Genomic DNA, 20,535 nt, shown 5'->3' on the forward strand with positions numbered 1-20,535 from the left:
CGCGACAAGGCGAAGGCGCTAGCCTCGATTGCAGAGGATTGGGAGGCTCAATCATGCGCTGGCTCGCCCTTTTCGCATTGCTGATTGCCTCTGCTGCGGTCGCTCCGGCGCAAGCGGCGGAGAACCCCCTCTGCAAATTGTTCACACAGAAAGAGGCCTCGGCTTACGTGGGCGCAACTGTAGGGGAGGGCGAAAGCAGCCTCGTTCCCGGTGCTTCTGGCTGTTCTTGGTCCAATGAAGACGCTGATAAGATGAGCGTCAGTGTTTTCCCAGCGGGTAACGCCCTCCAGCTAAAGGCCTGGGGCTTCGAAAGCTGGGAAGGATTTCGATCAGTCCCCGGAATCGGTGCTAAGGCCTATGTCGCTCGCTCACCGGTCATGGAGATCATGGGAAGGAAGATGGGCGGCGAGTGGCAAGCCGGAGCGATAGTGGGAAACGACTATATCGCCGTTGGAATGAAGGGACCAAAAGCCAACGCCGACGCTGTGCAGAGCGTCTTGAAGGACGCGATCGGACGGCGACGCTAAATCTGTCGCCGCATTTGGATAAGACGCCTTAGGGCGACGGACGGGGTTTGCCCTGTTCCAAAGCTTGTCCCGCTGCATCGGTTTCCCGTCCGTAGCTCTTGTTGTCCTGGCTCTCAGTCGTCGATGGCACCGACCTGTCTCGGTCTATCGAGGGGGAGCGACCTGTCGGGCTGGACCCCGTGCCTTCTTGCGTGACGGATCCCGGGCCTGGCTCTTCTTTCGGCGGGCTCGGGCGGGTTTGCGCATCAGCCTCGAGCGGTCCCGGCCCAAGGATCGCAAACACGCCAAGGGCGAGAAGCGGGAGTTTCATCTTGACCTCGCATCGCGTGGATCGAATGGACAGGCAACGCGAGCGCTTCAAAACCTGTTCCGTCCTCCGGCCGGCACGCCTGCGCGCTCAGATCGATCGGCACGCTGCGCTGAAGGCTGGGGTTTAGAAGGCGCGGAACAATCGAGCTGAAGACAGATTACCAGGACATGCAGCGCCGCCGTCGCCCCCCTCTCGAGTTCTGGATATGGCTTGCCGTCATCGGGATTGTGGTCATTTTGGCAGCCTATGCCGCCATGACACCGGCAATCGTCCCGGCGTCTCGACCTCCTATCGATGTCGGTTGATGTGCCTTTTGACAGCTGCGGGCTTCAATCCTCGGGCTGGCCGGCCTCGCCTTGGCTTTTCGAGGAGCTGCGGGTCACGCCATATTCGCTCGAAGCTCTTCGCTGGCCATCGAGGTCGTAGCCCGTCGCGGCCAAACCCCGGCGCAGGAGTTCCCTGATCGCCGCGGCACGGCTGGGCATCCGATTGTCAAAGCGGAAATCCTCCAGAGCCTGCAGCTCTTCCTGATCGATCATGATCTGAAGGCGCTCGCCGCGCGTCAGTTCATTGCCCTTGCTCGTGGTCTCCGTCATGGCGGTTACTCATTCACCTCAACCGTCGCGATATGGGTAAAATGCACAACCTGCCATTTTGTTTCAAAGACCTTGTTTCGCGGCTCTGTCTCGAACAGCGCCAATTGAGCGGGTTAACATGCTGATTAATCTCGTTTTTCCTGGATCACGCCCGACGGGCGAGGTAGCCTGCTGGCATTGACTTCCTGCACGTGAGTCACGCGGAGACCGATCCCGGAGCTTGGAGGGGACATGAAACCGACATTTGAGGCCTACACGGTTGCATTGCCCTGGTATGAGCGAGAGGACTTCCATCGCCTCTGGGACTTGGCACATGACCGCGATCAAATGCCAGCCGATTACGAGGAATGGCACCGCAATGCTGTTGCCGTGATGAATGCCTGGCTGGCTCGCGGCAGGGCTCTGGAGATCGTCACCATTCGACCCGATGATTTTCTCGCCTGGCTCGAAGAGCGAGCCCTTCCCAACACTGCCGAGATGCGCCGGCAATATGTCGAGGAGCTGGCGCGGCACTGCCACGACGTCGCCTGAAACAAAAAGGCCTGGTACCGCCAGGGCGAGCCTCCCCATCGGCGCGCTTTTCGCCGGGCAGCGGGTAAGATCTGCCAAGCACGCCGGCCTTGCTGGCGATTTTACCAGGCGGCGACGTCCGCCTTCGGGGTCGACATCCCTGGCATCACTTCCGCAGGGACCTTTCTCGCCAGCTTGCGAGCGCGCCCCGGTCCTGCCCCTTGGAACGTAAATCGAGCCTGGTCGTTTCAGCCATGCCTTGGGCAGGATCTTGGGGCGCGAGGGGGAGAGTTCCCAGATTATGGCCGATGTGCCCGTGAGATCCCGTTTCAGGGAGTTCTTCTCCGTCGCGTTCCGGTTCTGGACCGGCGAGACCCGCGGGCGGGCATGGATACTGACCATAGCCGTGTTGGCGTTCGTGGCAGCGCAGACGGCTGCAGCGTTCGCGATGAACCTGTGGAATCGTTGGTTCTTCGACGCGCTGGGCCAGCGCGACGTCGCGCTGGTGTGGAGCACCGCAGCCTGGCTGCCCGTGCTTCTTGCCGCGACGTCCCTGTCGATGTCAGCGCTGGTCGTCAGTCGCATGTTGCTGCAGGTCCGGTGGCGCGAGCATCTGACGCGGCTCATTTCAGGCTGGTGGATCGCCGACCAGCGCTATTATCGCCTCAGTCTCCTCAGCCAGATCAAATCCGCACCGGAATACCGGATCGCCGAGGATGTGCGCCTCGCGATAGAGCCACTCGTCGAGATGACGATCGGTTTGCTCACGGCATTCGTCACCGCCGCTACTTTTGCAACCGTGCTCTGGCAAGTCGCGGGCTCTGCCGAATTGACGATCATGGGCCATACCGTTTTCGTGCCGTTCTACATGGCCCTGGCTGCAATTCTCTATGCGGGGCTTGCAACGCTCGCAGCCTATGTCGCGGGCCACCCGCTGGTGCGGCGGGTTGCGGCAAAGAACGAGATGGAAGCCCGCTTTCGGGCCGATATGACGCGGCTTCGCGAGAATGCCGAAAGTATCGCCTTGATCGGGGGAGATGCCGACGAGCTGACGGCAATTCACAAGGGCTATGGGCGGGTCGTCCGAACCTGGCTGAGGATCGTGAGGCAGCAGGGGCTGATCGCGCTGGTGCTGAATACGAACAGCGCGCTTTTTCCGGTCGTTCCCCTGCTGTTGATCGCACCGAAATACCTGTCTGGTTCAGTGTCGCTGGGGGCCGTCGTGCAGGTCGTTGCCGCGTTCAGCGCGGTTCAGGCGGCGCTCATCTGGTTCGTCGACAACATCGTGCGACTGGCCGAATGGTTTGCCTCCGTGACGCGGGTGGACGAACTGGTCGAGGAGTTGCAGGGCCTCGATGTCGGGGCGGAGATGGAGGATGGAAAGCACATCTCCATCACCGAAAGCGGCGATGACAGCATTCACATCGAAAATCTGTCGGTGGCGCATAGCAATGGGCGGATCGTCATCGCTGATGCAACAGTCGCCATCGCCCCGGGCGACAAGGTGCTCATCGCCGGCGAAAGCGGATCCGGGAAGAGCACCCTCATCCGGGCGCTGGCAGGGCTGTGGCCGTGGGGCGCTGGCTCGATCGCGGTGCCTCCTGACAAGTCGATCGCGTTTCTGCCGCAGAAGCCATATCTGCCGAAGGGCTCATTGCGGTCGGTCCTGCTCTATCCCGCCGCCGACGCGTCGATCGAGGACAGTGTCATCCTGGCTGCGCTCGAACGCTGCGGCTTGCCACATCTCGCTCGCAGGCTTGGAGCGGTCGAAGACTGGGACCGGATCCTGTCCGGCGGCGAACGCCAGCGGATAGCCTTCGCGCGCCTTCTGATCCAGAAGCCGGACATCATCGTGATGGATGAAGCCACGTCCGCGCTCGACGATGAGAGCCAGGACTCGCTACTCGCGCTTTTCGAGAGCGAACTTGCTTATGCCACCATCATCAGCGTGGGCCATCGCGCAGAGCTCGAGGAATTTCACGATCGCAAGGTGCTGCTCGAGCGACGGGAGGCCGGCGCCCGCGTGACGACGCGGCGCATATCGAAATCCCTGTGGCGACTGTTGCGTGGCCGAAAAGCTGGCAATGACGATCGGACTTCGACCACGGACCCAAACTAAATCGCTTGGTCTTCATGATCGCTGGCAAGGTCGAAGTTGTCAGCCGGCGCGCGCAGCATTGAGACGAGCCGATATGATCTGACCGACTTCGAATGGCGCGTCGTCGAGCCGCTCTTGCTCCAGGCGGTTGGCGAGGTGGCCCGAGTATCGGTCATGGCGGCGGGCGAATGGCCGATCTGGTCCCGCGTCGAACCACCCGCTACCGCCACTGTGCCAGGACCTCGCTGGTGGTGGCGGCCTCGATTTGCTGGCTGAAGCGGGAAAGGTACAGTTCCATCAGTGCGTCGTGGGTTGCGTCAGATGAGCTGCACAAGGCGTCGGTGACCAGCACGACCCGCAGGCCTCGATCGACGGCTCCGAGCACGGTCGCGAGAACACAGACATCGGTCTCGCCACCGGTGACGATGACCGTATCGATTTCACGCTCCGCCATGAAGTGATCGAGGCGGCCTTCGCTCCAGGGTGAGTAGACCTTCTTGTCCAGCACATGCGCGGGCGGAACGAACCGCTCCAGAGAGGGCAGGAGCTGGACGGCTTCGACGCCGGCCCTTTCCAAGGTGACCTCCGGCCATCTCCGATAATAGCGCTGCCATGTGCCGCGCCCGTCACCCTCGCGCTCGGCCGGGATGAAGCGGGTGAAGAGAGTCCGTTCCGGGTGAGATCCGCATAATTCCTCGACCGCCGGCAGAACCTTCTGGAGCCAAGGGAAGGCCCAAGGGTAACCCGGCCCGAAAAGTCGCTGCATGTCGACGCAAAGGTGAATGCAGTTCAGGCCGAGCTCGCCATGCACCAGCCCATGGGCCGCCATTACTCATCCCTTCAAGAAAATCTCCGGCGATCAGGTCTTGTGGATCGGACGGATCATTGCGCTGGGTGGATCGTCCACCGTCCTGTTTTCCGTAGCGCCCGATTCCCTCAGAGGAGATCGGGCGCTTTGGCAGGCTCACTCGATCACTTGGATGATCTTGCGCGAGGTCGGCTCCACCAGGACCGTCTTGTCGTTGACGATGGCATAGCGGTACTGGACGCCGACATCTGCCGGGAGCGTATGCAACGTCACCGATGACGGCAGAGCCGCGCCGACGGCGACAGTTTCAGTCACTTTCACTGAAGCCGGCTTTTCCTTCATCACGTAGGTCTTCACTTTGCTCTGCTGGTCCGTCGTGATGGTGGTGGTCGACGTCTGCGCAATTGCCGTTGAGCAGACGAGGCATGCAGCGAGCGATGTTGCGATAAGAGTGCGCATTGAGGTTCTCCCCGCTGGTCCCCCCGCTGGTCCGCTAACCTCGCTGCGTCTCACTTGTTCCGGCTCGCTGTGACGGGCTTGGCCAGGTCGGAAATTCACCCGCACGGATCGCCGCGCTGCGCGTTGGGAGGGTCGCGATTGAATCTGCGAATCCGGTGTGCCGCGGCAGGAAACCCCTCGGAGTAACCGCAAGCTCGGCAACATCGTCGATCTGGTTGCCAGAGCATATTCCGTCCAAGGCGGTAGGCGCCGTCGGGAGTGCTGCGATTCTACAAGCGGCGGGCAGCTCATGGCTGTCACGCCGCATCGCGTTTTGCCCCTTCCGGCCAGTTGAGCTCCAGCATGTGCATCAAAGTGGCGGCGTCCTGCGGTGCATGACGTTTGTCGGTGTTGTCGAAGAACAGAAAGACGTCGCGCGGCTGATCGGTGGCGTTTTTGGGGTCGCCTGCGAAATCGCCGTCTCGCATCGCTTGTCCTGAACGCCAGGCCCGAATGCGCGCAGCCCAGCGCTCAAGGTCAGGTTCGTCGTAACGGGATCGATAGAGTTCCTTGGAGCCGTGCAGTCGGCAATAGACGAAATCAGCGGTCAGATCCATGAGGCGCGGCCAGTCGGCCGTGTCCGCGCAGACCAGCGCAACCCCGTAGCGGCGCAACAGATCGACGAAGGCGGGATCGCGAAAGCTGTCATGCCTGATCTCGATCGCATGTCGCAGCGGGCGTTTCGCATCGGTTTCGACCCAGGCTCGGCCATCGAGATGCGTGTCGTGCCGACGGGCGAGCGCGGCTGCTTCCTGTGTGTTCTTCGGGAGCAGCTTCAGGAAATCCTCCATGACTGCGGCGTCGAAACCAAAGCTTGGCGGGAATTGCCAGAGTAGCGGCCCGAGCTTGGGGCCGAGACGAAGCAGGCCGGATGCCATGAAGTTGCTCAGCGGCGTTGCGATCTGTCTCAGGCGCAGGACATGGGTGATGTAGCGTGAGCCTTTGATCGCGAACAGGAAATCGTCCGGTACGGCCTGCGCCCAACGCTCGAACACCCCAGGCTTCTGCAGACCGTAGAAGGTGCCGTTGACCTCCAGCGCCGGAAACCGATCGGCCGCGAAGGACAGCTCCCGCTTCTGCACCAGTCCCTTCGGATAGAAATGCCCGCGCCAGGGAGCATAGGTCCAGCCGGATAGCCCGATCCGGATATTCTTCTCCTGCCGGTCCTTCTTCCGCATCGAACGCTGCTCCCGCTGGTGCTGGTTTCCAGCCAACGTCGCGGCGACGGTTTCGTTCGCGGCCAATCAGGGACTGGATTCCGGCACCCTGTGAAGACGGCGGTTCGCGACATGATCCGGGATGATGGCGGCAGCCGGCCGATCGGCGTCTCGGTCCGCAACCCGCACGGAAAGATTGTCTATGCGCTTCGCCTGGACCTATCCGAAAGCTTCGACCGGACGATTGAACCTATTCGTTTCGCGCTGCGTTTATTCTGCATCGCGAAGCCGCCGGGATGAGCGGCCGAACCGGTTTTGCTACCTAACCCATGTGAGTGCCACCGGGTCTCGTTCCGGTGACGCTGCCGCTTCCCAACGGAGGCGCCTATGAATGCCCGCGATCGGGAAAGCTCCCGAAGCGCCGAGATCGATGAGACGCGGCAACGAAGCCTGGATGTTCTGCTGGCGCCGGTGGCGCGACGTGTTCGCTTCGTGGCCGGTGCTGAGCTTCCGCTCGACGATGCCATCTATTTCCCGATCGACGGCATCACGACCCTGATGCTTCAGCGCGGGCAGACGAGATTTCAGATCGGCTTCGGCAGCCGCGGCGATGCTATCGGCATCCAGAGGCTGTTCGTTCCGGAGTTCGCGGATATGTCCGCGAAGGTCCTGAAATCCGGCAACTTCATCTGTGTGGCTCCCCAGACCTTGCGGCGTCTCCTGCGCGAGGATGGCGGGTTACGCGCACGGTTGATGTTTCATGCCCTGCGCGCCGCTGGCCGTTACCTCGACGAAGCGGCTCGCACGGTGGCGCTGTCGCTGGAGCGGCGCGTGGCGCATTGGATCAACCGCTGCGGCGAGGCCCTGGCCAGCGACATCATTCCGATCACTCATCACGATCTCGCCCATACGCTGGGCGTGCGCCGGTCCGGCGTGACGGTCGCGCTCCATGTCATCGAGGGTGAGCGCCTGATCCGCTTGTCGCGAGCGCGCATTCAGATCATCGACAGCAAGGGGCTTGCCGCCTTTTCACAGTCACGCTCTCCTGACCGGCACCATTCGGCAAATGGTGGATATCAAGCGGATGCGAGTTTTCGGATCTGACGGAGATCAGCGACAAATGCGTCGTAAGCCTGTGTTCGATCCTTTTCCTGCGGCAGTCGCAACAGGAAGGAGGGGTGAACCGTGATGAAGCCCAGCCGCTCCCCGAAATGGGTCGCGCCGCGATTGCGCGAGATCGGCAAGGCCTTCCCGGCCAAGGCCAGGACGGCGGTTGCACCCAAGGCGACGACGAGATGCGGGTTCACGAAATCCAGCTCCCGCTCGAGCCACCAGCGATAGTGCCTGACCTCCGCGGTTGTCGGCCGCTGGTGTATCCGCCGCTTGCCGCGCTGCTCGAACTTGAAGTGCTTGACGGCATTGGTCAGGTAGCTGGAGCGCCGGTCGATACCGGCTTCGTTGAGGGCCCGGTCGAGCAGTTGGCCGGCAGGGCCGACGAAAGGGCGGCCCTGCCGGTCCTCCTGATCGCCGGGCTGCTCGCCGACGAAGGCGATGGCCGCGCCCTCGGGGCCTTCTCCGAGGACGGCCCGGGTTGCGCCGGGAACGAGCGGGCCGGACGCCGTGATGGCAGCGTTGAGTTCTTCCAGACTCGTGACGTTCCGGATGGTTTCGGAGATTGCTTCATCGGTGGGGGGCATGGGCGATCTCCTGCGTCGTGAGGGAAACGCGCCGGGAGCAAAAAGGGTCGTCGTTCTCGATCACTCGGGGCTGAGCCGCGATGGACGGGTCGCGATTCCACCGAAGGAGATCGTCGTGATGTTCATCGAACAAATTCGGGAGGGTCTTGAGACCGTGGGGCCGTCCGGAGCAACGCTGACCTGCTGCGATCGGTTCAGGGTGAGGTGAAAAAGCTTCGGCCCGCCGAGGCGGGCCGAACAAGAGAGATTCCATGATCCAGGGACCGATCACGGCGTCGGCTCGATCCGTAGGTTCTCGTCCCGATGTTCCCCGCCCAATGTGGCGGCCCACGAGGCGGCTGCAGCTCCGACGAGCAATGCGGCGGCCGTCAGGAACGCCGTCAGAACCGCGATCTTGCGTGCGCGCTCGGCCGCTTGCTTGGCGGTTTCCTTGGCTTGCGACAGCCGGGCATAGGCGTCATCGATGCGCTTCTGCGCATCCTGTTCGCTGATGCCGGAACGCGCGGCCAGCCGCGAGGCGAGATAATCCCGATCGCCCTGTTCGATCTTGCCGTTCGCGAGGGCGCTGACGAAGATCCGGGAGGCCTCGTCGCGTTCCTGGGCGGTTGGCGGCTGCTGGCCGTTGGCGCGCATGACGTTGTCGAGCGCCATCGCGAGCGGGTCGGCATTCTGCGACACCAGCGACGCCACGCCCGAGCCGGCTTTCGCGACACCGTGGGCCGCCGTCTTCGCGGCGCCGAACAGCGATGACGTCGCGACGATGGTGATCAGGAGCGCTCCGGTCGCCCAGACGAGGAGGCCATGGATTGCATCGCGCACCCTGCGCTCCTCGCCATTGGCATCGAAGCTCGGCTGGCGCATGCGGCCTGCGAGATAGCCGCCGGCCATCGTGGCGGAGGCCATGACCCAGAGCGCCCAGAGGGCGCCGGCGATTGCCAGCGCCGTGGCGCTGGAGCTCCTTTCGAAATCGGCTGAGACCATCGACAGGCCGATCGCCGAGCCGAAGACCGTCATGATGGTTGAGATGGCGGTCGCGATCACCGCGCCGCCGATGATCGGTCCCCATTGCACATAGGAGCGGTTCTCCTTGTTGACGGTCACGGGAGCGACGACGACGTCCGTTCCAGACATGGACATGGCGAACTCCTATCGAAGGCCGAGGAACGACAGGATGGCCATGATGACCACCACGAGACCGACGAGATAAATGATACTGTCCATGAGCCCCTCCTGCTGATGAGCGAAAGTGACAGGCAAACAGCCGTCGCAGCGGATTGGTTCCTGACGGGCGTACCCGGCCATCCCGTGTCGAGTCGTGAGCGGGCCGGAACTCCCGTGATGGAGGCCCGTTCTCCTTTGGGGGCATTCCAGACAGGAGGCACCCATGCAAGACGGCCAAGGCAACAAGCTCAGCCCTGAAGAACAGCAGCGCGTGAAATCGATCCAGGGCGATCCGGGGACGGAGGCGACCACGAAGGTCTCGATCAATCCCGATCCCGAAAAGGATACTGGCGATGCCGACAAACCGCGCGTGAAGCCGGACGACAAGCCGGCGGCGGGCGCCGGCGAATAGCTGCCGGTCTTACCGAGCGTCTCGCAAGGCCGGGCGAGCACTGCCCTGTCCTCCGGCGACAGCTCGATACCAAGGCTGAGCTTCCGCAAGAAAAATTCATGCCTTTCCGACATCAGCCTCAAAACGATCGAGCGCTCAAGTCGTTCCGCCACTGTACGGACCGTACAGTGGCGTCATTGCAGCAGGATCCCTCAGGCCGCTTTTCGATTGATCCCACTGAGCGCAAGTTTCGACAGCTTCTGGTCGGTTGCATCCTCCTCCTCGAGGGTCTGCTGCAGCAGGGAAGCGCAATCGTCGCGGCCGAGTTGCTTGGCCCAGGCGACGAGGGTGCCGTAGCGCGTGATCTCGTAGTGCTCGACGGCTTGGGCAGCGGCGATCAGCGCGGCATCCAGGACCTGCTTGTCGGCCACGTCGCCGGCGATATCGCTCGCCTCCTCGAGGATGCCGTCGATTGCGGGGCAGGTGATGCCCTTCTCCTCGACGCCGTGCAGCCGGAAGACCTGCTTCAGACGATCGATATGGCCGTCGGTCTGGCGAAGATGCATCTCGAACCCGCTTTTCAGCTCTGGGCTTGTCGCCTTCTCGATCATGTCGGGAAGCGACTTCCTGATCTGATTTTCGGCATAGTAGACGTCCCGAAGCGTATGGACGAAGAGATCGTCCATCGTGGCGATGTCCTTGGAAAACCAACCCATCATCATCTCCTGATCTGGCGTTGCGTGTCTCCGCCCAACCGGGCTGCGCAGCGCGCGTTCCTGCGCTCCCATCGATTGTTCGATGCCGTACAGAGAGTGCAAAAGGCCAGCGAAACCGAGATTGCGACCGCAATATCGGATTGTTCACGCAGCCGATCTCCTGCGTCGGGCTGCCGGTGGCGGCCGTGCCCGTCTTCGGGGGCTTATTGCCGATCGGCGTTCAGCTCATCGCGGCGCCCTGGCGCGAGGATATCTGCCTGCGCGCAGCCTATGCCGTCGCCCGCGCCCAGGTCGCTTCCGCCCAGCCTCCGAGGCTGGACCATGACTGAATCGCCTGCGCAAGGGATGATCTGACGGCAGCGGATTTTGCAACGGGTGCTTTGAGCCGCACGCGGATCGTCGAGCTTGCCGCCGCGAAGCGGACGTTCGCAATGTCCGCAACGGGCCAAAATCGTCGGTCGCTCGTCCGGGCGAGTTGCTCCAATAGCAGACTCTCGCTCTCTGCCGAAAAGCGGACCTCCAGCATAAGTGCGGATGATCTCAGCATCGGGATTATGAATTTCGCTTGGCAATGGGCCTTTGGGATCATCCCTCACGAAAGAGAGGGCATGAATGATGAGCCGCCAGCAGACGTCCGCGATCCTCCTCCTCGTCCTGGCGCTTCAGATCCTGCCTGTCTCGGACGCATTGGCGAAGTCCATGTCCGCGTCCCTTCCGCTGCTGCAGGTGGTCTGGGCCCGGTTTTTCTTTCATTGTCTCGCAACCGGCGCTTATGCCGCATGGCGTTACGGCCCTGAAACGCTCCGGCCCACGGTCTCGACACGTCTCCTGGCACGCAGCGCGTCGCTCTTCGTCGCCGTCGGCCTCTTCTATGTCGCGATCCATTTCATGCCGTTGACCGCGGCGCTGACCTTGTGGTTCGTTGCTCCCTTCCTGCTCACGCTGATGGCGCGGTTCCTTTTCAAGAGGTGGACGCGGCCCAGTGGCTTGCCATCGCGGCGGGCTTCGCCGGCATCATCATTGCGATCCGGCCGTCGCCCGAGACATGGGAATGGACCTATCTCGTCGGCTTGCTGGCAGGCTTCGGCTATGCGGTCTGAATAGCATTTATTGCACCCGATCGTGAGATCTCCCCGCAACCACACCGATGGCAAGGACGGGATGCGCTACGTCCCGACTGCTGAACGCGTCGCTCAAGCGTGTGCAGACCGATAAGTATAGGCGCTCACCGCGCCTTCCGCGTGCGAGCGGATGGTCACCGCTCCTGTCACGACAAACGCCGAACGGCCATGTCGTAAGCTTAGGCGCCCACCTCCGGCAGCGTGAGGTCACGAAAAATGTCGTAACCATTCGACCATTTGAATGGAGGGCTACAGCCCGGCCGACATTACGGCCAGCACAAATTGAAGGCGTCCGGTGCGTTCCATCCCATTGACGGACACCGCACGAATACACACGGCTGGCGCCTTGGCTAGGCTGCGAAGGCACCCACGCCACTTGGACGTTCAGCACAATTTGTTCGCAGATGCGCCGCACAAAACGGTGAGTGCCCACTTTTGCGCATTGCGAGAGCCGCGCTTGAGCGCATCCTGTTGATCAATAGCAGATGCTGATTCGCAGTTGACGTGCGCCGTGTTTCGACGATGGGCGTAGCCGATTCTCTGATGCCTGCGTCGAGCCACGGCATAACCATATGCAGAGGGCTCATGTACAACGACTCTTTGTTCAACGCCTTCGCTCGCTCCTACGAGGCGCGCCGCGAAACGGACATGCCGATCGCCGACTACTTGGAAGCCTGCAGAGGCGATCCGATGCTATACGCTAACGCAGCGGAACGCCTGCTGGCGGCCATTGGCGAGCCTCAGATGATCGATACGGCCAAGGATCCTCGCCTTGGCCGTATTTTTTTGAATCGAACCATCCGGACTTATCCGGCCTTTGCCGGCTTCTACGGCATGGAAGAGACGATCGAGCGTATCGTCTCCTTCTTCCGTCACGCCGCGCAGGGCCTGGAGGAACGCAAGCAGATCCTCTATCTGCTCGGCCCGGTCGGCGGCGGCAAGTCGTCCCTCGCCGAACGGCTCAAATCCTTGATGGAGGTCCACCCCATCTACGTCCTGAAGGCCGGCGACGAGATCAGCCCGGTCTTCGAAAGTCCCCTGAACCTCTTCGATCCCGGGACGATGGGGCCCATCCTCGAACAGCGCTACGGCATTCCGCAGCGACGATTGACGGGCCTGATGAGCCCCTGGTGCCTGAAGCGGCTCGAGACGTTCGGCGGCGATATTTCCCGCTTCCAGGTCGTCAAGCTGCAGCCCTCGCGCCTGCGCCAGATCGCCATCGCCAAGACCGAGCCCGGCGACGAGAACAACCAGGACATCTCGTCGCTCGTCGGCAAGGTCGATATCCGCAAGCTCGAGAACTTCTCCCAGAACGACCCCGACGCCTACAGCTATTCGGGCGGCCTCAACCGCGCCAACCAGGGCGTTCTCGAATTCGTCGAGATGTTCAAGGCGCCGATCAAAATGCTGCATCCCCTGCTGACGGCGACGCAGGAGGGCAACTACATCGGCACCGAGAACATCGGCGCCATTCCCTTCTCCGGCGTCATCCTCGCCCACTCCAACGAGGCGGAGTGGCAGAGCTTCAAGAGCAACAAGAACAACGAGGCCTTCATCGACCGGATCTGTGTCATCAAGGTGCCCTACTGCCTGCGGCCGACCGAAGAGCAGAAGATCTATGAGAAGCTGATCGAGGGCTCGGCGCTCAGCAAAGCGCCTTGCGCGCCAGGAACTCTCTCGATGCTCGCGCGGTTCTCGGTTCTCTCGCGGCTGCGCAACCACGAGAACTCGACCTTGTTCGCCAAGATGCGCGCCTATGATGGCGAGAGCCTGCGGGAGACCGACCCGAAAGCCCGCAGCGTCCAGGAATATCGTGACGCCGCCGGCATGGACGAAGGCATGGACGGCATCTCGACGCGCTTTGCCTTCAAGGTCCTGGCGGCAACCTTCAACCACGACACGATCGAGCTCGGCGCCGATCCGGTGCATCTGATGTATGTGCTGGAACAGGCCATCCGCCGCGAGCAGCTGCCCGACGAGACCGAGAAGCGCTATCTCGAATTCATCAAGGCCGAGCTTGCTCCGCGCTATGCGGAGTTCATCGGGCACGAGGTTCAGAAAGCCTATCTCGAATCCTATGCGGATTACGGGCAGAACCTGTTCGACCGCTATGTCGACTATGCCGACGCCTGGATCGAGGATGTCGACTTCAAGGATTCCGACACCGGCCAGTTGCTCGACCGCGAACTCCTCAACCAGGAGCTGACCAAGATCGAGAAGCCGGCGGGAATCGCCAATCCGAAGGATTTCCGCAACGAGATCGTCAAGTTCTGCCTTCGCTCGCGGGCGAGCAATGGCGGCAAGAATCCATCCTGGACCGGCTATGAGAAGATCCGCGAAGTCATCGAGAAGCGGATGTTCTCACAGGTCGAGGACCTGCTGCCGGTCATCTCCTTCGGCTCGAAGAAGGACGGCGAGAGCGAGAAGAAACATGGCGAGTTCGTCTCGCGCATGGTGGAGCGTGGTTATACCGAACGCCAGGTCCGGCGTTTGATCGAATGGTACATGCGCGTGAAGCAGGCTGGCTGAGCCAGGCGCGGGAGCCATCATGAACATCGTCGACCGACGCCTGAACCCACGCGGCAAGGCTCTCGAGAACCGTCAGCGTTTTCTGCGCCGGGCCAAGGGCGTCGTACAACAGGCGGTGAAGCAGTCGCTGCAGAGCCGCAATATCCGGGACGTGCTGGACGGCGGAGAAGTCAGCATCCCGCTGGACGGGATGGAGGAGCCAAGCCTTCGTCGGGGGAGCGGGGGCACGCATGACCGTGTGCTGCCCGGCAACAAGACCTTCATCGAAGGCGATGTGCTGCCGCGCTCGGGAGGAGGCGGCAGCGGCAAGCCCGACAAGGCCGGCGAGGGAACAGGCGAGGACGCCTTCCGCTTCGTCCTGACCCGCGAGGAGTTTCTCAACGTCTTCCTCGACGATCTCGAGCTGCCCGATCTCGCCAAGCGGCGGCTCACCGACACCGAGCATGAAAGCCCCGTTCGCGCCGGCTACTCGGTCTCGGGCTCGCCGGCCAATATCGCGGTCAACCGCACGACGCGGCTTGCGATGATGCGCCGGATGGCGCTTCGCCGCCCGAACCCCGAGGCGATCGCGCGGCTGGAGGCGGAGATCGCCGCCTGTGAAGAGGACGGGTTGCGCCTGGTGCTCGAAGACAAGGTCAAGGCGCTCGAAGCCAAGGTGCGGCGCATTCCCTATATCGACCCCGTCGATGTCCGCTACCGCCGCTACGAGAACGAGCCGAAGCCGGTCGCGCAGGCCGTGATGTTTTGCCTGATGGATGTGTCCAGCTCCATGACGGAGCACATGAAGGACCTCGCCAAGCGGTTCTACATGCTGCTCTACATCTTCCTGTCGCAGCGCTACCGCCATGTCGACCTTGTTTTCATCCGCCATACCGATCGGGCCGAGGAGGTCGACGAGAACACGTTCTTCCACAGCCCCGCGACCGGCGGAACGCTGGTCTCGAGCGCGCTCGAGACCATGCGCGCGATGATCGCCAAGCGCTACCGTCCGGAAGACTGGAACATTTACGCGGCTCAGGCGTCGGACGGCGACAATTCCTATTCAGACGAGGCGGCCACCGAGCGCTTGCTGACGGAGGCGATCCTGCCGGTCAGCCAGTATTTCGCCTATCTGGAGGTCGGCGACGCCGATCGCGGGTCTTCGTCCCAATCTGCCTTGTGGAAGCTCTACGACAGGCTGCGCACGGAGGGCGCGCCGCTCTCGATCCGCAGGGTCGGCCATCGCGGCGAGATCTTCCCGGTCTTTCGCGAGCTCTTTCAACGCGGTCAGGGACGCGAAAGGGTCGCGTCATGAGCGTTGCCCCGATGGAGCGGCTCTTCGACGGGGCGGACTGGAACTTCGCCACGCTGCAGCGCATCCACGACGCCTGCGAGCAGATCGCGCTCGGCGAGCTCGGCCTCGACGTCTACCCCAACCAGATCGAGGTGATTACGGCCGAGCAGATGCTCGACGCCTATTCGTCGACCGGCATGCCGCTGTTCTACAAGCACTGGTCGTTCGGCAAACATTTCGCCCATCACGAGGCGTTGTACCGCAAGGGACTGAGGGATCTCGCCTACGAGATCGTTATCAACAGTTCGCCCTGCGTCTCCTACCTGATGGAGGAGAACACGGCGACGATGCAGACGCTCGTCATCGCGCATGCCGCCTTCGGCCATAACCACTTCTTCAAGAACAACTACCTGTTCAAGACCTGGACCGACGCCGAGGGCATTCTCGACTATCTCGACTTCGCCAAAGGCTATATCGCGCGTTGCGAGGAGCGCTACGGTCAGGTCGCCGTCGAGCGGACGCTGGACGCGGCCCATGCCCTGATGTCCCACGGCGTCCACCGCCATCCCGGCAAGAGCAAGCTCGACCTGCGCCAAGAGGAACAGCGCGAGCGGGACCGCCGCGCCCATGAGGAGCAGATCTTCAACGACCTCTGGCGTACCGTGCCGGCGGGCCCGAGCAAGAGCATCTCCAATATCAGTCTCGAGCGACGGCGCACCGCGCTCGGCCTGCCGCAGGATAACCTTCTGTACTTCCTAGAAAAATCGGCTCCGCGTCTGCATGCTTGGCAGCGCGAAATCCTGCGGATCGTTCGCCAAATCGCGCAGTATTTTCACCCTCAGCGCCAAACCAAGGTGATGAACGAGGGCACCGCGACCTATGTCCACTACCGCATCATGACGCGGCTCCATGAGCTCGGGGCAATCAGCGACGGGAACTTCCTCGAGTTCCTCAGGTCGCATTCCAACGTCGTGTTCCAGCCGGCCTATGACGATCCGAGATTCCCGGGCTTCAACCCCTACGCGCTCGGCTTCGCGATGATGCAGGACATCGAAAGGATCGTCACCGCGCCCGAGCAGGAGGATCGCGAGTGGTTTCCGGAGATTGCCGGGAGCGGCGACGCGATGGCCGTCCTGCGCGACGTCTGGGCAAACTACCGCGACGAGAGCTTCATCAGCCAGTTCCTCAGCCCGCATTTAATGCGGCAGATGCGGCTGTTCAGCCTCTGCGACGACCCGGCTCAAACCGAGGGCGTGGTGATCTCGGCGATCCATGACGAGCGCGGCTATCGCCGCATTCGGCGCCAGCTCGCCCGCGAATACGATGTCAGCTGGACCGATCCCAATATTGAGATCGTCGATGTCGACCTCGCCGGCGATCGGCGCCTGCTCCTGCGCCACAGCGTCGTGAACGGCTGCCTGCTCCAGGACAAGGCCGCTGCGCAGGTGCTACAGTCTATCGCGGATCTGTGGAGCTACGATGTGCAGCTTCAGGAGGTCGATTCCTTGGAAACGGTGCTCAAAGAGCATGTGGCCAGCCCGCGCGCGATGGTCCGTGCAGCTTGACGAATTCGCATGCCGGATTCTTGAGAGACCAGAAGTCTAATGTCGATGCTCGCGCGGACCGTAGCCCAATCGCAAGGCAACGCTCACGCAGTCGCAACCATGGATCGGATGGCCCACCACCTGGTAACGGACATTCCAGATGTCAGCCAGGGGCTAAAACCGGCTCTCCTACTGGGTGCCGAACTGAAACGCCCCGGGAGCGGACGTTGGCAGAGTCCGCTGAGGGCCACTAGCTGACCTTTGCGCCTTGCCCAAAAGCGGACGCTAGGGCTCTGGGGCAAGACGGACGCTGACGATATTGACAATCTGGTTGTCGGCGTCGGGTCGGGCAGCGGCGATAGCACGCCCAAGGGCGTATCCGCCGGCCGCTGCCCGCGACATCTGGTATGATTTCATGACGATCGTCCTCAAGGGCCAGATGGCGGTCGCCCTCGCGGGCTTGGTCGGCACCGAACTGGATCCGCGCTATGTCAATGCAGACGCAGGCGGCCGGGGCCAACCGCGGCAGCGCGCAAATGCCAGAAGAATTTCTTCGAGAAGCAGCTCCGGCTCTGAGGCTCAATCATTCAGCCAGCGCCAAGTTCATTGTTTTCAAAAGCGGAAACCGGCGCAGCGCCCAGGAACGGACCTCCGGAACGCCGCAACGACACGACCGAGAGCAAGCTGGCTTCATCACGCCCCTGTGAACATATGATGCGGCACGGACGGGAATAAACCCGCCGCTCTGCCGATCTCCTCAGCATCTGCCACTGGCGGCGACGCAGGAGATCGACATGACCCAGCACGGTAACGATGACGAGCGTATCGGCCGCAGGCACGCCCTCGAGTGCATGATCTGGGCGGGTACCGGCGTCCTCTGGACGGTTTCGGGCGGCGTGCCCGTGTCGCTCGGCCTGCTCGGCGAGGCCAGCGCAGCCGAGGCGGCGACGGGGTTTACGTTCCTGCAGATCTCGGACAGCCATATCGGTTTCGACAAGGCAGCCAACCCGCACGCCATCGACACGTTGAAGGAAGCCGTCGGCAAGGTTCGAGCCTTGCCCGAAAAGCCCTCCTTCATGATCCACACCGGCGACATCACCCATCTGTCCACGGCTGCGCAGTTCGATACAGCCGGGCAGATCATCGGCGGCGCCGGATACGACGTGCACTATGTGCCCGGAGAGCACGACATCATCGACGAGAACAACGGCCGCGCCTATCTCGATCGCTACGGCGCGGGTACCAAGGGCGCGGGCTGGTATTCCTTCGACCAGAACGGCGTGCATTTCATCGGCCTGGTCAATGTCGTCAATCTCAAGGCCGGGGGCCTCGGCAATCTCGGGGCAGACCAGCTCGCTTGGCTGGCCGACGACCTCAAAGCCGTCGGCGCCTCGACGCCGATCGTCGTCTTCGCCCATATCCCGCTCTGGGCGGTCTACCCGGAATGGGGCTGGGGCACCGACGATGCGGCGCAGGCGTTGGCTCTGCTCAAGCGCTTCGGCTCGGTCACCGTGCTCAACGGCCACATTCACCAGATCATGCAGAAGGTGGAGGGCAACGTTACTTTCCACACGGCCCTTTCGACCGCTTTCCCGCAGCCTGCACCCGGCACCGCGCCATCACCGGGGCCGATGACCGTGCCGGCCGGCCAGTTGCGCTCTCTTCTCGGCATCACCCAGGTCGCGGTGAAGCGAGGTAAGGAGGAGCTCGCGATCATCGACAGCACCCTCTCAGGCCCCTGAACCGCGCGGCGCATAGAAGGATGCCTCCCATGATCCGCATAAACGTCAGCCCCCGACCGCTTGCCTGCGCCCTTGTCTGTCTCGGCATCGTCTTTATGGCGCAGGCCCCTCTGCGGGCCGCGGATGCCGCGCGCGTCAAGATCGACAACTTCACCTTTGCCCCCAAGCTGCTCACGGTGAAGGCCGGGGCGACTGTGACATTCCAGAACGACGACGACATTCCCCATGTCGTCGTGGCGAATGACGGCTCGTTCCGGTCCAAGGCGCTCGACACCGGGGATTCCTACGTCTTCACCTTCACGAAACCGGGTGATTTTCCGTATTTCTGCGCGCTTCATCCGCATATGCAAGGTACCATCACCGTCGCTCCGTGAGATGCGTTGTGCCGGGAGAAGCGGATGATGTCGCGGTGTTGACCGGCAAGACCTCGGCGGAACGCTTCAGCGAGGTGGTTCTTCCCCATCTCTCCGATGCGCTGGCGCTTGCCCGCTGGTTGACCGGCAATGCCGATGACGCTGAGGACGTGGTTCAGGAGGCTTGCCTGAAGGCCTATAAGGGACTGGCGACCTATGCGGGCGGCAATGCGCGCGCCTGGCTGCTGACGATCGTGCGCAATGCCTCCTATGCCTGGCTCGCGCGAAATCACCCGCGCCGCATCGTCGCCGTCGGCGACCTCGCCGATCTCGACGCATTGGCCGCCGACGCCGACACGGATGCCGGCACGCCGGAGGCGGCCTTGATCGCCAAAGCGGACGCGGCCGCGCTTGAAACTGCGATCACGCTGCTGCCGCACCCGTTTCGCGAGGTTCTCGTGCTGCGGGACGTCAACGGCCTCGGCTACCGGGAGATCGCGGCGATGCTCCATGTACCGCTGGGCACCGTGATGTCGCGGCTGTCGCGGGCGCGCGCACTGCTTGCGGCGCAGCTCGGGGGGAGCCGATGAGAAAAAATATGGAATTGCCGTCGGATCCTGCGGACCTTCAGTTGCTGCTTCATGCCCTGGTCGATGGCGAGCTCGATGCCGCCACGACCTTGGCTCTGGAGCGACGACTGGTGGAAGATCCGGCGCTCGCGGCCGAGCACGCTCGCATTGCCGCCCTGCAAACTGCCGTTCGCAACCTGCCTCGCCCCGACGTTAGCGATGCGTTCCAGGTCCGCATCGCTGCGCTGGGCGTTGCCCCCCAGGCGGCGGCACGGCCAGCATCTGCCCACTCCGCTTGGCTTGGCTGGCGCGCCATGGCGGCCTCGATCCTCGTCACCGCTGTTCTGACGAGCGGGCTGACCCAATGGGCGATGACACGCAACGCGCCGGACAGCTTCGCTGCCGCCGTCGCCAGCAGCCATCGCCGCAGCCTGCTGGCCGCAAGCCCGGTGGATGTCGCCTCGTCGGACCGACATACGGTCAAGCCTTGGCTCGACGCCCGCATCGGCCTGTCGCCCGCGGCGCCCGACCTCGCAAAGGATGGCTTTTCGCTCCTGGGCGGCCGTGTCGAGGTGATCGCGGACAAGCCGGTTCCGGCTCTCGTCTACAAGCACCGTGAGCATCTGATCACCCTCGTGGCCGCCCCACAGGACGGCAGAACCGCCTCCATATCGGCTGGGGCAGAGCGGGCCGCCGGCGGCTTTTCCCTGATCCGCTGGGCCGACGGGGCATTCACTTATTGGGCGATCTCGGACACGGATCGCGCCACTCTTGAAGATTTCGTCAACCGCTTCCGGGAAGCTGCCGCGGCGGGCTGACTTCCGATCCTGAGGATCGTTGCCAGAGGCGGGCGGAAATCGTCGCGGCGACTACTGAAGCTTCCCCCAAATTATGTCGCGCTGCGACTCTCAGTCCCAGCTAGGGGCCTACTCTCA

23 protein-coding genes and 1 pseudogene are annotated in these 20,535 nt (G+C 62.8%); 17 read left to right on the forward strand and 7 right to left on the reverse strand.

What is annotated here, in order from left to right:
- Window positions 1-53 precede the first annotated feature (53 nt).
- On the forward strand, window positions 54-527 hold the full coding sequence (locus tag AB6806_RS02835) for a DUF3558 domain-containing protein (protein ID WP_142020527.1): 474 nt from the start codon (window positions 54-56) through the stop codon (window positions 525-527).
- 639 nt (window positions 528-1,166) lie between these two features.
- Here the strand turns inward: AB6806_RS02835 and AB6806_RS02840 are convergent.
- A complete protein-coding gene (locus AB6806_RS02840; protein WP_142020528.1) occupies window positions 1,167-1,433 on the reverse strand; it encodes a hypothetical protein in 267 nt (88 codons plus the stop codon).
- 231 nt (window positions 1,434-1,664) lie between these two features.
- Between AB6806_RS02840 and AB6806_RS02845 the strand changes: the two genes are divergently transcribed.
- A complete protein-coding gene (locus AB6806_RS02845; protein ID WP_142020529.1) occupies window positions 1,665-1,964 on the forward strand; it encodes a hypothetical protein in 300 nt (99 codons plus the stop codon).
- Window positions 1,965-2,244: 280 nt separating this feature from the next.
- Window positions 2,245-4,062, forward strand: coding sequence for an ABC transporter ATP-binding protein/permease (locus tag AB6806_RS02850; RefSeq protein WP_113252409.1), 1,818 nt, complete (start codon window positions 2,245-2,247; stop codon window positions 4,060-4,062).
- Between the two features lie 199 nt (window positions 4,063-4,261).
- On the opposite strand, the gene AB6806_RS02855 is transcribed toward AB6806_RS02850, so the two are convergent.
- From AB6806_RS02855 to AB6806_RS02865, 3 genes are all read right to left on the reverse strand, one after another.
- On the reverse strand, window positions 4,262-4,870 hold the full coding sequence (locus AB6806_RS02855; RefSeq protein WP_191123340.1) for a cysteine hydrolase family protein: 609 nt from the start codon (window positions 4,868-4,870) through the stop codon (window positions 4,262-4,264).
- Between the two features lie 135 nt (window positions 4,871-5,005).
- A complete protein-coding gene (locus tag AB6806_RS02860) occupies window positions 5,006-5,308 on the reverse strand; it encodes a DUF1236 domain-containing protein (protein WP_142023489.1) in 303 nt (100 codons plus the stop codon).
- A gap of 296 nt (window positions 5,309-5,604) precedes the next feature.
- A complete protein-coding gene (locus AB6806_RS02865; RefSeq protein WP_370954304.1) occupies window positions 5,605-6,525 on the reverse strand; it encodes a DUF72 domain-containing protein in 921 nt (306 codons plus the stop codon).
- A gap of 90 nt (window positions 6,526-6,615) precedes the next feature.
- On the opposite strand from AB6806_RS02865, the gene AB6806_RS02870 reads away from it, so the two are divergent.
- Complete coding sequence (locus tag AB6806_RS02870) at window positions 6,616-6,804, forward strand: hypothetical protein (RefSeq protein ID WP_370954063.1); 189 nt, start codon at window positions 6,616-6,618, stop codon at window positions 6,802-6,804.
- Window positions 6,805-6,891: 87 nt separating this feature from the next.
- Window positions 6,892-7,608: a Crp/Fnr family transcriptional regulator gene (locus tag AB6806_RS02875; RefSeq protein WP_370954064.1), complete on the forward strand. Its 717-nt coding sequence runs from the start codon at window positions 6,892-6,894 to the stop codon at window positions 7,606-7,608.
- On the opposite strand, the gene AB6806_RS02880 is transcribed toward AB6806_RS02875, so the two are convergent.
- Window positions 7,581-8,201, reverse strand: coding sequence for a UdgX family uracil-DNA binding protein (locus tag AB6806_RS02880; protein ID WP_370954065.1), 621 nt, complete (start codon window positions 8,199-8,201; stop codon window positions 7,581-7,583). The genes AB6806_RS02875 and AB6806_RS02880 overlap by 28 nt on opposite strands.
- On the opposite strand from AB6806_RS02880, the gene AB6806_RS02885 reads away from it, so the two are divergent.
- Entirely contained in the window at window positions 8,200-8,409 is a 210-nt protein-coding gene (locus AB6806_RS02885; RefSeq protein ID WP_370954066.1) for a hypothetical protein, read from the forward strand. The genes AB6806_RS02880 and AB6806_RS02885 overlap by 2 nt on opposite strands.
- A gap of 59 nt (window positions 8,410-8,468) precedes the next feature.
- Here the strand turns inward: AB6806_RS02885 and AB6806_RS02890 are convergent, their stop codons facing one another.
- A complete protein-coding gene (locus tag AB6806_RS02890) occupies window positions 8,469-9,338 on the reverse strand; it encodes a hypothetical protein (protein WP_370954067.1) in 870 nt (289 codons plus the stop codon).
- Window positions 9,339-9,585: 247 nt separating this feature from the next.
- Between AB6806_RS02890 and AB6806_RS02895 the strand changes: the two genes are divergently transcribed.
- Window positions 9,586-9,774, forward strand: a complete 189-nt coding sequence (locus tag AB6806_RS02895) for a hypothetical protein (protein ID WP_370954068.1) — start codon at window positions 9,586-9,588, stop codon at window positions 9,772-9,774.
- 191 nt (window positions 9,775-9,965) lie between these two features.
- Here AB6806_RS02895 and AB6806_RS02900 read toward each other — a convergent pair whose 3' ends face one another.
- Window positions 9,966-10,469: a YciE/YciF ferroxidase family protein gene (locus AB6806_RS02900; protein WP_133561464.1), complete on the reverse strand. Its 504-nt coding sequence runs from the start codon at window positions 10,467-10,469 to the stop codon at window positions 9,966-9,968.
- Between the two features lie 131 nt (window positions 10,470-10,600).
- Between AB6806_RS02900 and AB6806_RS02905 the strand changes: the two are divergent.
- The 10 genes and pseudogenes from AB6806_RS02905 to AB6806_RS02950 all read left to right on the forward strand — a co-directional run.
- A pseudogene (locus AB6806_RS02905) lies at window positions 10,601-10,798 on the forward strand (AtzE family amidohydrolase); the annotation flags it as partial.
- A gap of 639 nt (window positions 10,799-11,437) precedes the next feature.
- Complete coding sequence (locus AB6806_RS02910; protein ID WP_370954069.1) at window positions 11,438-11,569, forward strand: hypothetical protein; 132 nt, start codon at window positions 11,438-11,440, stop codon at window positions 11,567-11,569.
- A 606-nt stretch (window positions 11,570-12,175) separates the two neighbouring features.
- Complete coding sequence (locus AB6806_RS02915; protein ID WP_038368617.1) at window positions 12,176-14,119, forward strand: PrkA family serine protein kinase; 1,944 nt, start codon at window positions 12,176-12,178, stop codon at window positions 14,117-14,119.
- A 19-nt stretch (window positions 14,120-14,138) separates the two neighbouring features.
- The gene (locus AB6806_RS02920) at window positions 14,139-15,413 is read left to right on the forward strand and encodes a YeaH/YhbH family protein (RefSeq protein WP_370954070.1); all 1,275 of its coding nucleotides are present in this window, start codon (window positions 14,139-14,141) and stop codon (window positions 15,411-15,413) included.
- Entirely contained in the window at window positions 15,410-16,957 is a 1,548-nt protein-coding gene (locus tag AB6806_RS02925) for a SpoVR family protein (RefSeq protein WP_370954071.1), read from the forward strand. Before AB6806_RS02920 ends, AB6806_RS02925 begins: the two co-directional genes overlap by 4 nt.
- A 467-nt stretch (window positions 16,958-17,424) precedes the next feature.
- Window positions 17,425-17,643 (forward strand): hypothetical protein, encoded by a 219-nt coding sequence (locus AB6806_RS02930; protein WP_370954072.1) that lies wholly within the window; start codon window positions 17,425-17,427, stop codon window positions 17,641-17,643.
- A gap of 87 nt (window positions 17,644-17,730) precedes the next feature.
- Window positions 17,731-18,678: a metallophosphoesterase family protein gene (locus AB6806_RS02935; RefSeq protein ID WP_370954073.1), complete on the forward strand. Its 948-nt coding sequence runs from the start codon at window positions 17,731-17,733 to the stop codon at window positions 18,676-18,678.
- Window positions 18,679-18,707: 29 nt separating this feature from the next.
- On the forward strand, window positions 18,708-19,052 hold the full coding sequence (locus tag AB6806_RS02940) for a cupredoxin domain-containing protein (protein WP_370954074.1): 345 nt from the start codon (window positions 18,708-18,710) through the stop codon (window positions 19,050-19,052).
- Between the two features lie 8 nt (window positions 19,053-19,060).
- Complete coding sequence (locus AB6806_RS02945; RefSeq protein ID WP_370954075.1) at window positions 19,061-19,621, forward strand: sigma-70 family RNA polymerase sigma factor; 561 nt, start codon at window positions 19,061-19,063, stop codon at window positions 19,619-19,621.
- 8 nt (window positions 19,622-19,629) lie between these two features.
- Window positions 19,630-20,418, forward strand: a complete 789-nt coding sequence (locus tag AB6806_RS02950) for an anti-sigma factor family protein (RefSeq protein ID WP_370954076.1) — start codon at window positions 19,630-19,632, stop codon at window positions 20,416-20,418.
- The last annotated feature ends 117 nt before the right edge of the window (window positions 20,419-20,535 follow it).

It is taken from the genome of Allobosea sp. RCC_152_1, from assembly GCF_041360765.1.
Taxonomy (GTDB): Bacteria; Pseudomonadota; Alphaproteobacteria; order Rhizobiales; family Beijerinckiaceae; genus Allobosea; species Allobosea spartocytisi.

What these genes read in the sequence shown, in the direction of transcription:
- AB6806_RS02920 (WP_370954070.1), top strand. Translation starts at nt 14,139, where the DNA reads ATGAACATCGTCGACCGACGCCTGAACCCACGCGGCAAGGCTCTCGAG.
- AB6806_RS02845 (WP_142020529.1), top strand. Translation starts at nt 1,665, where the DNA reads ATGAAACCGACATTTGAGGCCTACACGGTTGCATTGCCCTGGTATGAG.
- AB6806_RS02840 (WP_142020528.1), bottom strand. Translation starts at nt 1,433, where the DNA reads ATGACGGAGACCACGAGCAAGGGCAATGAACTGACGCGCGGCGAGCGC.
- AB6806_RS02875 (WP_370954064.1), top strand. Translation starts at nt 6,892, where the DNA reads ATGAATGCCCGCGATCGGGAAAGCTCCCGAAGCGCCGAGATCGATGAG.
- AB6806_RS02935 (WP_370954073.1), top strand. Translation starts at nt 17,731, where the DNA reads ATGACCCAGCACGGTAACGATGACGAGCGTATCGGCCGCAGGCACGCC.
- AB6806_RS02900 (WP_133561464.1), bottom strand. Translation starts at nt 10,469, where the DNA reads ATGGGTTGGTTTTCCAAGGACATCGCCACGATGGACGATCTCTTCGTC.
- AB6806_RS02940 (WP_370954074.1), top strand. Translation starts at nt 18,708, where the DNA reads ATGATCCGCATAAACGTCAGCCCCCGACCGCTTGCCTGCGCCCTTGTC.
- AB6806_RS02835 (WP_142020527.1), top strand. Translation starts at nt 54, where the DNA reads ATGCGCTGGCTCGCCCTTTTCGCATTGCTGATTGCCTCTGCTGCGGTC.
- AB6806_RS02860 (WP_142023489.1), bottom strand. Translation starts at nt 5,308, where the DNA reads ATGCGCACTCTTATCGCAACATCGCTCGCTGCATGCCTCGTCTGCTCA.
- AB6806_RS02850 (WP_113252409.1), top strand. Translation starts at nt 2,245, where the DNA reads ATGGCCGATGTGCCCGTGAGATCCCGTTTCAGGGAGTTCTTCTCCGTC.
- AB6806_RS02950 (WP_370954076.1), top strand. Translation starts at nt 19,630, where the DNA reads ATGGAATTGCCGTCGGATCCTGCGGACCTTCAGTTGCTGCTTCATGCC.
- AB6806_RS02925 (WP_370954071.1), top strand. Translation starts at nt 15,410, where the DNA reads ATGAGCGTTGCCCCGATGGAGCGGCTCTTCGACGGGGCGGACTGGAAC.
- AB6806_RS02885 (WP_370954066.1), top strand. Translation starts at nt 8,200, where the DNA reads ATGGGCGATCTCCTGCGTCGTGAGGGAAACGCGCCGGGAGCAAAAAGG.
- AB6806_RS02895 (WP_370954068.1), top strand. Translation starts at nt 9,586, where the DNA reads ATGCAAGACGGCCAAGGCAACAAGCTCAGCCCTGAAGAACAGCAGCGC.
- AB6806_RS02880 (WP_370954065.1), bottom strand. Translation starts at nt 8,201, where the DNA reads ATGCCCCCCACCGATGAAGCAATCTCCGAAACCATCCGGAACGTCACG.
- AB6806_RS02865 (WP_370954304.1), bottom strand. Translation starts at nt 6,525, where the DNA reads ATGCGGAAGAAGGACCGGCAGGAGAAGAATATCCGGATCGGGCTATCC.
- AB6806_RS02890 (WP_370954067.1), bottom strand. Translation starts at nt 9,338, where the DNA reads ATGTCCATGTCTGGAACGGACGTCGTCGTCGCTCCCGTGACCGTCAAC.
- AB6806_RS02915 (WP_038368617.1), top strand. Translation starts at nt 12,176, where the DNA reads ATGTACAACGACTCTTTGTTCAACGCCTTCGCTCGCTCCTACGAGGCG.
- AB6806_RS02855 (WP_191123340.1), bottom strand. Translation starts at nt 4,870, where the DNA reads ATGGCGGCCCATGGGCTGGTGCATGGCGAGCTCGGCCTGAACTGCATT.
- AB6806_RS02930 (WP_370954072.1), top strand. Translation starts at nt 17,425, where the DNA reads ATGTCAATGCAGACGCAGGCGGCCGGGGCCAACCGCGGCAGCGCGCAA.